This is a genomic window from Enterococcus sp. AZ101, assembly GCF_050499005.1.
GTDB classification, from domain to species: Bacteria; Bacillota; Bacilli; order Lactobacillales; family Enterococcaceae; genus Enterococcus_L; species Enterococcus_L ureilyticus.
The window spans coordinates 555,779-567,714 of sequence record NZ_JBMHEZ010000003.1; the positions used below are offsets into that span (position 1 = coordinate 555,779).

Consider the following 11,936-nt stretch of genomic DNA (forward strand, 5'->3'; position numbering starts at 1 on the left):
ACAAAAGAGGAACAGCGAGGAGCAAGTGCCCTCCCTATTCCTCAGTTATGTGTTTCTTATAGACCTCTTCCGATTGCTGAAGAGATATTTTGATCTGTTTCTTCTACAATAGTAGCAACTTCGTTCAATTGTTTGTTGATTTGATCTAATAACTCAGCGAACTCGCTTACTTTTGGTTTTAAAGCAGTGAATTGATCGTTAAAGCTATCAAAACCGCTACCTTCCCAGTTTCCTTGAATCGTATCTTGTTCAGATTGTAATTTTTGTAAAATATCTTGAACTTGTTGCGAACCGTCCGTATATTTTGTTGCAGAAGTTCTAAGTTCTTGTGGGGATAATTTAATTCTATCGCCTGCCATTTTTCATTCCTCCAAATTGTTATTTTAGAGAGCACTATTTGTGCCCGCTAGTTACCTAAACGTTACCATAAAAAGAGGCTGTAAAATACTTAATGTAATAAGTTGCGTGTTTTAGGTAAAAAATAACAAGGGTAATAGAATTATAATTTACCTTTAAGGAAATTTTTTAGATTTCTGTGGTTTTTATAGTTATCTAGAAGTCTGAAAAATAAAAAAAGCCTATACATTATAGACTTTTTCTAGCTTTTAGGAACGTTGCATAGGATACTTTTAACTCCTCTTTAAATGTTCTGCTCATTGGTAAGGAAAGGTTATTTTCTTGTTGTAGACCATCTTCAAATTGTTTAACGAAGATTTCATTTTTCGCAATTTCAACAATATAGTTCAAATTCACCACATAGCTGCCATGGATTCGAGCAAATAAATGTTTATCTAATTTAGCGATGATTTCGGCCATCGTTAAATACGTCTTATAGATTCGTTCCGTCGTGTGAATGTATGCGACACGTCCACTTTTTGCGATATAGACAATTTCATTCATCGGCAATACCACAAGTTTTCGATTAAACGAAAACTCAAAATAAGCATGAATCGCATTAAAATAATTTCTTGCTCGATCCATGGTTTCCAATAAACAAGCACTTGAAATTGGCTTCACTAAATAATCAAAAGCTTGCACTTTGAACACATCTGGCATCCGTTTAATATCATCTGATACAAAAATGATCAATGCTTCTACATCAAAGGCTCGTATTTGTTGGGCTAACGCAACACTATCTGTTTCAGTCATTTCAATAGAGATAAAGTATATATTATAACTTGTCCCAATTTCGTTGAGGTGTCGTATCAGCTTTTCACCGTTACTAAAAAAATCAAATTCGTATTGCTGAGAAGTGTGCAGATGGATTATCTTCTCAATGTTTCCTATTTCTTTCTGGTTATTATCACACAATGCAATCTTCAATCGCTCATCTCCCCTTGAGTATAAGATTAAAAATGTATGTTTATAAAGTATTTATCACTTTTCAGTTGCTTTATTTTGGTCAATTACAATTGTAGCATATTTTTTTTACAGAAATTCTCAAAAATTGTACGAAAAGCGGTGTTTTTAGAGAATTTGTTATAATCTTTATCAATAAATAAAAATGTTAATTGATTTTTAAGAAGGCTATTTCTATATATGAAGCGTTTTTTTTGTTAAACTAACATAGAATGACGAGGGGGGAGATGAAATGGAAGTACGTTACAATTCAGATGGGCAACCAATTGGCTATTCTGTAACGAATTGGTCAAAAAGAGAGTACCCAACAAAAGCTATACTAGAGGGAACCTATTGTGATTTAGAAAAAATAGATCCTAAGCAGCATCTCGAAGATTTATATCAAGTTTATGGTCCAACGAGTCCAGCTAAGAACTGGACATATTTACCAATGGAGCCATTTGAAGATAAAGCTGAATTTTTTACTTATTTAGAGTCAATTAGTCGATCACAAGATCCATTTCATTATGCGATTATTGATAAGTTTAATAGAAAAGCCATAGGCACGTTGGCTTTGATGCGAACAAATAGAGAGCAAGGGACGATCGAAGTAGGATATGTTATCTATTCTGATCAATTGAAACAAACGCGGATCGCTACAGAGGCCCAATATCTTTTAGCTTGTTATGCGCTAGATGAGCTAGGCTATCGACGTTATGAATGGAAATGTGATGCCTTGAATGACCCTTCCAGAAAAGCTGCCACACGTTTAGGGTTTGTCTTTGAAGGAATTTTCCGTAATGCTGTGGTTTATAAAGATCGAAACAGAGATACGGCATGGTTTTCTATCATTGATAGTGAATGGACACAAACGAAATCCCGTCTAGAATCATGGTTAGCTCCTAGCAATTTTACGGCTGATGGCCAGCAAAAAAAGCGCCTGAAAGAATGTTAAACACAAAAATAGTGTATTTGAAAGGAAATGAATCAAATGAAAAAAATAGAAATTCAATTAGCAAAGATTCCTAAGCCTGCCATTTTTCCGGATGTTGCACCAACCTTTTTAACGGATGAAACAATGGCTGAAAGAAAGCATAAGCTTTTGGAAAATATGAAGTCAGAAGATTTTGATGCCTTAGTGGTCTACGCGGACAAAGAGCATGGCGGGAATTTTGAATATTTAACTGGATTTATTCCTCGTTTTGAAGAAGGACTGCTTGTTTTGGATGTTACTGGAGCATGCACATTACTATTAGGCAATGAAAATCTCAAAATGGCAAAAGTTTCACGGATCGACAATCAATTAGTCCACTATCCGTTGTTTTCTTTGCCAAATCAACCGATGGATAACGAAGTGAGTTTGGAAAATATTTTTGAAACGATTGGCTTATCGAAAAAGAACAAGATCGGCGTCGTCGGCTGGAAAATGTTTACCGCAACGCAATCAGCTAATGATACACTATTTGATTTGCCTTATTTTATTGTTCAAGCTCTTTTAGCAAGTAAAAGGGAGGAGGCAGTTCTTAAAAACGCAGCGCATTTATTTATTCGAGGAGATAAAGGAGTTCGGATAACAAATAATGTAAACGAACTTGCTCATTATGAATATGGGGCAAATCTATCATCCAGTGCCGTATTAAACGCAATGGATGCCGTTGAAATCGGTGTAACTGAAGCTGTTTTAGGGAATAAATTAACAGCGGAAGGACAAACGAATACAGTTGTGACAATTGCTGCAACAGGGCAACGATTTGAATATGCCAATATCTATCCCACACACAAACAAGTGACATTAGGCGATCCACTATCTCTAACAACCGCCTTCAAAGGTGGCTTGTCTAGCCGTACTGGATTTGTTGTAGAAAATGCAACACAACTCCCAGCAACACAAAAAGAATACGTAGAAAAGGTAGCAAAGCCATACTATCAAGCAATTACAGCCTGGTTGGAAACCATCAAGATCGGTATGTCTGGAAACGAACTTTATCAAACAATTGAAACAGTCTTTCCAAAAGCGGATTATCACTGGCACTTGAATCCTGGACATTTAGTGGCAGATGAAGAGTGGATGTCGTCACCGATTTATGCTGGTTCGCAGGAAAAATTGAAAAGCGGTATGATTTTACAGCTAGATATTATTCCTTCTGTGTCAGGCTTCACTGGAGTAAGTGCTGAAGAATGCGTGGCTTTAGCAGATTCGGATCTACAAAACCAAATCAAAGAAAACTATCCAGAATTGTGGCAACGAATCACGATCAGAAAAAAATATATCAAAGAAACCTTAAACATCGATCTAAGTGAAGATATTATCCCGATGTCTAATACAGTAGGCTATTTACGGCCATTTTATTTAGCAAAAGATCAAGCGTTTCAATGTGTTAAATAGCAAAAATAAGGATCAACCTGTCATTTGACGTATTGATCCTTATTTTATTTTGAAAAATCCATTGTTACACGTGAAACATTTACTTTATTTCTTGTAAAACGATGTTATTTTTCAGTTCCTCAACATTTTCAACCGAAACATAACCTACCGCTTGCTCCAAAGCATTACTCATGCCACAAGCCATCCCATAACGGAGCGTCTCTTCGATCGAAAGCCCCTGATCCAAAGCAAATGCAATCCCGCCTACTGTCGCATCGCCAGAACCTGTTGGATTGATGCTATTGATGGCTGGTATCGTTACATCAAAAATCCGTCCCTGGTATTTTGCGACAGCGCCATCTCCGCCGCAAGAAACGAGAATAAACGGAATATCTTGCAATATCGGATGGGTGAGTTGTCTAATAACTTCCTGTTTGTTTACAATTGAAAGACTAAGTAATTCTGCAAATTCATGAATATTCGGTTTGATAAAATAGGGTTTAATCGTCCCTTGTAAGACATTTTTAAGCTGTTGGCCTGAAATATCGGTTAGAATTTTCACCTCTGCTCCGAGCTGTTCATATAACTGTTGTAAATAGTCTTGGTATAGTCGTTCGTTTTTAGTATTGGCTGATCCGCATAGTGCGATGATCGGTCTTTTTTGTTGTGTAAAGGAAAAATCAATCACGTTAGCAAGTACTTTTTGGGCAGTTTCGACCGTTATCACGGGCCCAAGTTCTACGATTTCGGTTTGATTTTTCTCGCGATCCATTATCGTTACAGCATTTCTAGACTCACCTGGAATGGGGATAAATACGGATTTAAAAGCTTCTTGTTCAAGTGCGTTTCGAATCAGTTCTCCATTTGTCCCAGCTAAAACGCTCATTACTGTTACGTCACTGCCTAAAATTGCCGCTGTTCTGCCAGCGTTGATTCCTTTACCTCCGACGGCTTTGATCGGATTACTACAACGATTCATTTCACCTAAAATAAATGTTTCTGCAAAATAAATGGAATCCATTGATGGATTAAGTGTCACTGTTAAAATCATAATTGCTTCTCTCCTTCAGGTCCTTCGTTAAACTGGGTCCCCGAAAGAGCTGTGAAACCCAGTTTAACTTTTTTTATTTAATAGTTTTCCATAAGATTGATAGAATTTAAATGTTTGTTCGTCTATTTTGTCATCCGTGATCACGTAGTCTAGATCAGACATTTTATAAAAAGTATAGACATCACTGACGTTGAATTTTGTACTGTCAGCTACCACGACTTTTTTCTTCGCATTTTTAAATGCTGCCCGCTGTACGCCACCTTCTAGATAGTTGGAGGTGGTGACATTATTGTTGTAAATGCCATTTGTTGCAGCAAAAGCAATGTCGATATTGATGGTCTCGAATGTCTGCTCGGCATGTTCTCCGATAAATTCTTCTGTGATCGGTGTAAAATCCCCCCCTGTTAATAAAATCCGATAGTCCGTGTGCGCAATAACATAATTAAACGCGAGCAAACTGTTTGTCACAATCATCAAGTTTTGCTTTTGAATGAATGGTAGGGCATATAAAATAGTCGTCCCAGCCCCAACAAAAACAACTTGATGGTCCTGAATCAATGAATTCATGATCTTCCCAATGTATTCTTTTTGCTCGATATGTAGATTAATTTTTTCATGCGTTGCCAGTTCCTTATCTTTACGATCGATTTTTTGAGCGCCACCGTATAAACGAACGAGTTGATTCGTGTCGCTCAATTCAGTGATATCTCGGCGAATCGTCATTTCAGAAACTTGAAGCTCTGCTGCAATATCGGATACGGTCATAAAGGTATTTTTTTCTAATAATTCTAGAATATGGGCATGACGCTCTCTTTTTAACATAATATGCTCCCCTTTTTGTTCGAAAATGTTTATCTATTACATTTTAAACGTAAAATGAACAAAAAACAATCGAAAGAAAGCGTTGACAAACCATTTAACAAGTTGTATTCTTTTTGTATAAACAAAGTTTAACATATATTTACAAAGTTGAACATAAAAACTTTGAATTGAAGCAAAATGAAGGAGGAATTACAAAGATGAAACAGATGTTTCAACCAGAATTGATTGATTTGCACATAACGGTTCAAAATGAAGAAGAATTATTTGAACTTATTGCAAAGCGATTGCAGCAAACAGGGTATGTAAATAGTGGTTATTTGGAAGGAATCAAGTCAAGAGAACAGGTATTTCCGACTGGACTGATCACAGAATATCTAAATATCGCTTTACCCCATTCTGATACAGACTATATTGAAAGGCCTTTCATATATATTGCAAGAACAACAAAGCCGATCAAGGTCAAACAAATGGGCGATAATCAAGAAATGGAGGTGAGAGATCTATTTTTCTTAGGAATCAAAGAACCTACAAAACAGGTTGGCTTACTGCAAGAACTAATGATTTTATTCCAAAATGAAGCGTTTGTAGAAGAATTAAAAGCGATAAGTGAAAATGAACAGCTTTTCAACTTATTCATGAAGCAATGGGAGGAAGTAAAAAATGGCTAGAAAATTAATTGTAGCATGTGGCAGTGGTGTCGCAACAAGTACTACGGTAGCAGAAAAAATCAAGAGTAAATTCGATGAAGATGGAATTGACTATCCTGTAGAAGCTGTGGATTATAAATCGATCTTACAAGAATTACCAAGTGCCAGTATTTATGTTTATATTGCAAAACCTGATGACGAAGTATTAGAAGAAGCAGAGAAATTAGGCGTTTCAGTGTATGCCGGCGTACCATTTTTAACTGGTATGGGCGTTGATACTATTTATGAAGGAATCATCAACGACACGAGAAAGTAAAAAAGAAGAGTCTGTATAAACGGTGGGAGCAGAAGCAATCACTACGCTTCGATCACATCAAATTCTAAGTGCTAAAGCACTAAGATTTGAAGGCTTCGGAAATAAGCCGAAATTCACAAAAATTTGAAATACAATTTTCGTGAACTCCTTCTTATTGCTGTAAAACACAACGAAGTATGAGTTGATGTTGTACAGTACCTACGTGGTTCTCGGGATTAAACACCCCTGTCCCAACCTCCCGATAGTTGTGAGAAAAGGCTAAGCTCTTCTCTCAGCATTTATAACATACAAATTAATCATACCAAAAATTTTAAAAGATAGGTAGGTAGAAGAGATGGAAATTTTTCAATCTGTGATTGATTATATATTAAATCTGGGTTCAGCAATTTTTGTTCCGTTGATTATCCTGATCATTGGGCTGATTGCCCGTATGCCGTTGAAAAAGGCCTTTATGTCAGCCATTACTTTAGGGGTTGCCTTTACTGGCATGAGCATGGTGATTGGATTTATGTCAGATGCGGTAAGTCCAGCGTCTGTTGCAATGGCTAAAAATACTGGAATCAGTTTGCCAGCACTTGATTTAGGCTGGACAGGAGCTGCGAGTATTACCTGGTCTTGGTCTTATGCTTTTGTCTTTTTCGCCGTCGTTTTGGGCGTGAATTTCATTATGTTATTGCTAAATTTAACCAAGACATTAAATGTCGATATGTGGAATGTTTGGGGCAAAGCTTTAACGGCTTATCTGGTCTATTTTATTAGCGGTTCGTTGGTTGCAGGATTTATTGCGGCTGTCATTCAAGTTGTATTGGAACTGAAAATGGGCGATATGTTCCAGCGTCATATTCAAGATTTAACTGGAATTCCATTAGTAACAGTGACGCATTTAATGAACATTTCCGCAGTGTTGATGTTACCAGTCAATATTGTGATGGATAAAATTCCCTTCTTTAATAAAAAAGCAGATACATCAGCTTTAAAAGCAAAAATTGGGATTTTTTCTGAAAATAGTGTAATGGGTTTTATTATTGGTGTATTGCTTGGTTTTGGCGCAGCCTATGGCATTTCTGGTTCATTGAATTTAGGAATCCAAGTTGCGACAGCAATGGCTTTGTTTCCAATGATCAGTAAGATGTTCATGCAGTCCCTTTCACCGTTAGCGGATGCGATGTCTGAAATGATGAAAAAACGGTTCAAGGATCGTGAAGTTTATATTGGTTTAGATTGGCCGATTTTAGCAGGACGTTCTGAAATTTGGGTAACAGCGATTATTTTAGTCCCTGTTTTTATTGGATACGCGATGATTTTACCTGGTAATCAAGTGTTGCCTTTAGCCGGAATCATTAATTACTCCATTGCGGTCGGGGGATTATTACTAACTGGCGGAAACCTGTACCGCATGATCACGCTGGGCATTATTTATACGCCGCTTTATTTATATGGCGCAACGTATCTGGCACCAGTTTTGACAGGATTGGCGAAGAAAACTGGAGCAGTAGATTTAAAAGGTGGCAGTATTACTTGGTCATCTATTGAAGGACCGGAATTTAGAATTCTTTTTGCAGAGGCGGCAAATTTAAATATCCCAGCTATTATTGGGTTTATCATTTTTATAGCCATGTTTGTCTGGTTGTACAAATATATGGCAAAAGAACCAGTTCCAAGTCAACGCTATGATGAAATCAAAAATTAGGGAAATGCTAGAGAGGACTGGATCGTATGAATCAAAAAACAAAGTGGATGATGTTACTATTTTTGGCTATCTTATTGTTTATAGGCGCGCTATCCCTGAATAGTATGCCGATGTATTTTCTAGTCATGTTTCTTTCCTTTTTCATCTATAAAAATGGAAATGCAGTACTTTTCAAAGAATATGATGAAAGAAAAAAACAAAAATATGAAGAATATAAAGTCGTTCAGCAAGCGGCAAAAGAAACGATCCGTACAGGAAAATTATTAAAAAAGAAGGAGCTGTAATCAATTATGGCAGATGGCAGAATATTATTTGAGCGTGAAAGAGAAGATATGGCAAAGATTGTACAATTGATTTTTGAACGTAAGAATACAAATGTAGCAGGCGGCAACTTTTCCTTTAAGACAACTGATAAAGCAGGCAAAGAATTTATTATTATGACACCAACGATGATGTCACAGGCATATTTAGGCCAAGTGTCACCCTCACAGATTTTAGTGGTAGAACCTCATACAAGGAAAGTCATTGCAGGTGAAGGTGGCTTGACTCGGGAAATCAATATGCATGAAGCAGTATATGATGCGAATCCAGAAATTAAAGCTGTGTTGCATGCCCATGCTCCTAATAGTATGTTTTGGGCAACGAGCGGATTGGATATGCCGAACTTAACCGAAGCTACGCAAAAAGTAGAATACATCGAAGTATTAGAATTTGAACCGAACTGCTCAGAAGAATTAGCTGAAATCGTGAGTAATCATATTAAAACAATGGCCAGAAAAACATTACCGCATGAATTTTTACTAGATAGTCATGGTGTGTTGATCACTACTGGTGGAGAAACAGGAATGGAAGCAATCCATTCTGCTTTAGCAATCCTTGACACCGTTGAATGGAATGCTGAAATTGCTTATAAACAAACAATTTTCCAAAAGCTAGGAATTTTGGATGGTTACTATTCTAAAGGAGTGAAAATTGGTACGATTGCCGATTTAATGAACCATGAACCGATTTATAATCAGAAAATCAAAATCACGGCTGGTGGAGACTAAAAAAAGCGAAAATGAAGCAACTGGTTTAAGATATTCTTACATTTTAAACTGGTTGCTTCTTTTTTTTGCTGTAAAAAAGAGCGGGATTTTTTTGTGGTATATAATAGAAAGAAACATTTTATTACAACTACTAAAAATCTTGCTAAAAACATTGCAAGAAATCTCTATTTGCGTTAAAGTAAGAAAAGACAACTGTGAAACATTTTCTGTTTCACGGAAGGAAGGAAACATATGAAACCTGAAGAATTTAAACAATTATTAAGTCAAAAAGCGATCCAGCTAACGGATCACCAGATGGAGCAATTTGCCCGTTACTTTGAATCACTTGTTGAATGGAATGAAAAAATGAACCTGACAGCAATCACGGAAGAAAAAGAGGTGTATTTAAAACATTTTTATGATTCTATTTCACTAGCCTTTTTCGAAGATTTTTCAACTAACAAATCAATTTGTGATGTCGGTGCAGGTGCAGGATTTCCTAGTATCCCACTGAAAATCGTTTTTCCGACTTTACAAGTAACGATCGTTGATTCTTTGAATAAACGGATCACATTTTTAACTGAATTAGTCAATGAATTGAAGTTGGAAGATGTCTCTTTATATCATGATCGTGCAGAAACGTTTGGTCAAAAGGTTGAATTTCGTGGCGCTTTTGACTATGTGACCGCTCGAGCAGTCGCTCGTTTGAATGTGTTGAGTGAGTTATGTCTGCCGTTAGTTAAGAAAGAAGGTTTTTTCTTAGCCTTGAAAGCAGCCAAAAGTGAAGAGGAAATTATTGAAGCAAAACCTGCGATTGCGATTTTAGGTGGTAAATTTCAAAAAGAAGTGTCATTTGAGTTACCCATTACCGAAGATGAACGTCATATCGTTGTGATCCAAAAGAAAAAAGAAACCCCTAAAAAATACCCAAGAAAACCAGGGTTACCAAATAAACAACCAATCAAATAAGATGGAGGGACACAAATGGCACGAATAATTTCTGTAGCGAATCAAAAAGGCGGTGTCGGTAAAACGACGACCACTGTGAATCTGGGTGCTTGTCTTGCTTATTATGGCAAAAAAGTGTTGCTGATCGATATTGATGCTCAAGGAAATGCAACAAGTGGAATCGGTGTACGTAAACCAGACGTTGCAACAGACGTTTATGATGTATTAGTCAATGAAGAACCAATCAAAAATGTGATTCAGCAAACCTCTAGAGAAAATTTGGATATTGTCCCGGCAACGATCCAATTAGCTGGAGCTGAAATTGAATTGACGTCAATGATGGCCAGAGAATCTCGCTTAAAAGCGGCTATTGAAGAAATCGATGATATCTACGATTTTGTTTTGATCGACTGTCCACCTTCATTAGGACACTTAACGATCAATGCCTTTACAGCGAGTGATTCGATCTTGATTCCCGTACAATGCGAATACTATGCTTTGGAAGGCTTGAGCCAATTATTAAATACTATTCGTTTAGTTCAAAAGCATTTTAATCCTGAATTACGTATCGAAGGAGTCTTGCTAACGATGTACGATGCCCGCACGAATTTAGGTGCTGAAGTTGTAGAAGAAGTCCGCAAATATTTCCGTGAGAAAGTGTATGATACGATCATTCCTAGAAACGTTCGTTTGTCTGAAGCGCCAAGTCATGGTTTGTCGATTATTGATTATGATCCCCGTTCACGTGGTGCCGAAGTGTACCAAGCACTAGCAAAGGAAGTGTTGGATAATGAGTAAAGGAAAAGGTTTAGGCAGAGGTATTGATGCGTTGTTTCAAGATTTTGCTAGTCTAGAAGATGTAGATGTCCAAAAAGAAGAAGTCATTGAAATTCCTTTAAATGAACTTCGTCCAAATCCATACCAACCGAGAAAAACATTTGATGAAGCATCTCTTCAAGAATTGGCAAATTCAATCCAGCAGTCAGGTGTCTTTCAACCAATCATCGTTAGAAAATCTGCTGTTAAAGGATACGAAATCATTGCAGGCGAGCGACGTTTCCGTGCATCAAAACTAGCAGAGAAAGAAACGATTCCTGCTATCGTTCGTGAATTTGATGAAGAAGCAATGATGCAAGTGGCCGTTTTAGAAAACTTACAACGTGAAGATTTAAATCCATTAGAAGAAGCAGAAGCATACGATATGCTGATGAAGAACTTGAAGCTGACCCAAGTAGAAGTCGCAGAACGTTTAGGAAAAAGCCGTCCGTATATCGCGAACTACTTACGCCTATTAACATTACCAACACAGGTCAAAGAAATGGTTCAAGGTGAAACTTTATCAATGGGACAAGCCAGAACCTTACTGGGATTAAAAGACAAAGACTTGATTTTAACCTTGGCAAAACGCGTTGTGAAAGAAAACTTGACCGTGCGTCAACTAGAACAAATCGTTAATGATTTAAATGAGAATCAAGGGAAAAAGATACCAAAGAAGGACAAGAAAAACAGCAAGGACAAACCATATTATATTCGTGAAAGTGAAGATCGTTTAATGGATAAATTTGGTACGACTGTTGCCATTCAAGAAAAAGAAGGCAAGGGGAAAATTGAGATAGAGTACCTTTCCCAGTCTGATTTAGCAAGAATCTTAGACATCTTAGAGATTCACTTTGATGAAGCGTAAGACGAAAAAAAAGAGTGCAGAACAAGTTTGGTGAATGAAGTGAGACC

Annotated in this window: 14 protein-coding genes; 10 read left to right on the plus strand and 4 right to left on the minus strand. The window is 37.0% G+C overall.

From position 1 onward, the window contains the following. Nucleotides 1-56: 56 nt before the first annotated feature. Both IGJ50_RS16555 and IGJ50_RS16560 read right to left on the minus strand, forming a co-directional pair. Nucleotides 57-359 (minus strand): WXG100 family type VII secretion target, encoded by a 303-nt coding sequence (locus IGJ50_RS16555; protein WP_069640032.1) that lies wholly within the window; start codon nt 357-359, stop codon nt 57-59. A gap of 226 nt (nt 360-585) precedes the next feature. Continuing rightward, nucleotides 586-1,323: a LytR/AlgR family response regulator transcription factor gene (locus tag IGJ50_RS16560; protein ID WP_069640033.1), complete on the minus strand. Its 738-nt coding sequence runs from the start codon at nt 1,321-1,323 to the stop codon at nt 586-588. A 268-nt stretch (nt 1,324-1,591) separates the two neighbouring features. Between IGJ50_RS16560 and IGJ50_RS16565 the strand changes: the two genes are divergently transcribed. Both IGJ50_RS16565 and IGJ50_RS16570 read left to right on the plus strand, forming a co-directional pair. Continuing rightward, nucleotides 1,592-2,293: a GNAT family N-acetyltransferase gene (locus IGJ50_RS16565; RefSeq protein WP_429951528.1), complete on the plus strand. Its 702-nt coding sequence runs from the start codon at nt 1,592-1,594 to the stop codon at nt 2,291-2,293. A gap of 36 nt (nt 2,294-2,329) precedes the next feature. Beyond that, nucleotides 2,330-3,724 carry a M24 family metallopeptidase gene (locus tag IGJ50_RS16570; protein WP_429951530.1) on the plus strand — a complete coding sequence of 465 codons (1,395 nt, stop codon included), beginning with the start codon at nt 2,330-2,332 and terminating at the stop codon, nt 3,722-3,724. 79 nt (nt 3,725-3,803) lie between these two features. On the opposite strand, the gene IGJ50_RS16575 is transcribed toward IGJ50_RS16570, so the two are convergent. Further along, on the minus strand, nt 3,804-4,754 hold the full coding sequence (locus tag IGJ50_RS16575) for a 1-phosphofructokinase family hexose kinase (protein ID WP_207121689.1): 951 nt from the start codon (nt 4,752-4,754) through the stop codon (nt 3,804-3,806). Between the two features lie 63 nt (nt 4,755-4,817). Continuing rightward, the gene (locus tag IGJ50_RS16580; protein ID WP_069640036.1) at nt 4,818-5,576 is read right to left on the minus strand and encodes a DeoR/GlpR family DNA-binding transcription regulator; all 759 of its coding nucleotides are present in this window, start codon (nt 5,574-5,576) and stop codon (nt 4,818-4,820) included. A gap of 197 nt (nt 5,577-5,773) precedes the next feature. Between IGJ50_RS16580 and IGJ50_RS16585 the strand changes: the two genes are divergently transcribed. From IGJ50_RS16585 to IGJ50_RS16620, 8 genes are all read left to right on the plus strand, one after another. Continuing rightward, nucleotides 5,774-6,244 carry a PTS sugar transporter subunit IIA gene (locus IGJ50_RS16585; RefSeq protein WP_207121691.1) on the plus strand — a complete coding sequence of 157 codons (471 nt, stop codon included), beginning with the start codon at nt 5,774-5,776 and terminating at the stop codon, nt 6,242-6,244. Continuing rightward, entirely contained in the window at nt 6,237-6,539 is a 303-nt protein-coding gene (locus tag IGJ50_RS16590) for a PTS sugar transporter subunit IIB (RefSeq protein WP_069640037.1), read from the plus strand. Before IGJ50_RS16585 ends, IGJ50_RS16590 begins: the two co-directional genes overlap by 8 nt. Nucleotides 6,540-6,873: 334 nt before the next feature. Further along, nucleotides 6,874-8,229 carry a PTS galactitol transporter subunit IIC gene (locus IGJ50_RS16595; protein WP_069640038.1) on the plus strand — a complete coding sequence of 452 codons (1,356 nt, stop codon included), beginning with the start codon at nt 6,874-6,876 and terminating at the stop codon, nt 8,227-8,229. 26 nt (nt 8,230-8,255) lie between these two features. Continuing rightward, on the plus strand, nt 8,256-8,513 hold the full coding sequence (locus IGJ50_RS16600; RefSeq protein ID WP_069640039.1) for a hypothetical protein: 258 nt from the start codon (nt 8,256-8,258) through the stop codon (nt 8,511-8,513). 6 nt (nt 8,514-8,519) lie between these two features. Next, entirely contained in the window at nt 8,520-9,278 is a 759-nt protein-coding gene (locus IGJ50_RS16605) for a class II aldolase/adducin family protein (RefSeq protein ID WP_069640040.1), read from the plus strand. A 231-nt stretch (nt 9,279-9,509) separates the two neighbouring features. Next, entirely contained in the window at nt 9,510-10,226 is a 717-nt protein-coding gene (gene rsmG / locus IGJ50_RS16610) for a 16S rRNA (guanine(527)-N(7))-methyltransferase RsmG (RefSeq protein WP_429951534.1), read from the plus strand. 15 nt (nt 10,227-10,241) lie between these two features. Continuing rightward, the gene (locus tag IGJ50_RS16615) at nt 10,242-11,003 is read left to right on the plus strand and encodes a ParA family protein (RefSeq protein ID WP_069640042.1); all 762 of its coding nucleotides are present in this window, start codon (nt 10,242-10,244) and stop codon (nt 11,001-11,003) included. Next, entirely contained in the window at nt 10,996-11,889 is an 894-nt protein-coding gene (locus IGJ50_RS16620) for a ParB/RepB/Spo0J family partition protein (protein ID WP_069640043.1), read from the plus strand. The genes IGJ50_RS16615 and IGJ50_RS16620 overlap by 8 nt, the downstream gene beginning before the upstream one ends. Nucleotides 11,890-11,936: the final 47 nt, after the last annotated feature.

Bases quoted from the DNA above. Each gene is read 5' to 3' on its own strand.
- IGJ50_RS16615 (WP_069640042.1), top strand. From the start codon at position 10,242: ATGGCACGAATAATTTCTGTAGCGAATCAAAAAGGCGGTGTCGGTAAA.
- IGJ50_RS16595 (WP_069640038.1), top strand. From the start codon at position 6,874: ATGGAAATTTTTCAATCTGTGATTGATTATATATTAAATCTGGGTTCA.
- IGJ50_RS16590 (WP_069640037.1), top strand. From the start codon at position 6,237: ATGGCTAGAAAATTAATTGTAGCATGTGGCAGTGGTGTCGCAACAAGT.
- IGJ50_RS16575 (WP_207121689.1), bottom strand. From the start codon at position 4,754: ATGATTTTAACAGTGACACTTAATCCATCAATGGATTCCATTTATTTT.
- IGJ50_RS16565 (WP_429951528.1), top strand. From the start codon at position 1,592: ATGGAAGTACGTTACAATTCAGATGGGCAACCAATTGGCTATTCTGTA.
- IGJ50_RS16620 (WP_069640043.1), top strand. From the start codon at position 10,996: ATGAGTAAAGGAAAAGGTTTAGGCAGAGGTATTGATGCGTTGTTTCAA.
- IGJ50_RS16555 (WP_069640032.1), bottom strand. From the start codon at position 359: ATGGCAGGCGATAGAATTAAATTATCCCCACAAGAACTTAGAACTTCT.
- IGJ50_RS16580 (WP_069640036.1), bottom strand. From the start codon at position 5,576: ATGTTAAAAAGAGAGCGTCATGCCCATATTCTAGAATTATTAGAAAAA.
- IGJ50_RS16605 (WP_069640040.1), top strand. From the start codon at position 8,520: ATGGCAGATGGCAGAATATTATTTGAGCGTGAAAGAGAAGATATGGCA.
- IGJ50_RS16585 (WP_207121691.1), top strand. From the start codon at position 5,774: ATGAAACAGATGTTTCAACCAGAATTGATTGATTTGCACATAACGGTT.
- IGJ50_RS16570 (WP_429951530.1), top strand. From the start codon at position 2,330: ATGAAAAAAATAGAAATTCAATTAGCAAAGATTCCTAAGCCTGCCATT.
- rsmG (WP_429951534.1), top strand. From the start codon at position 9,510: ATGAAACCTGAAGAATTTAAACAATTATTAAGTCAAAAAGCGATCCAG.
- IGJ50_RS16600 (WP_069640039.1), top strand. From the start codon at position 8,256: ATGAATCAAAAAACAAAGTGGATGATGTTACTATTTTTGGCTATCTTA.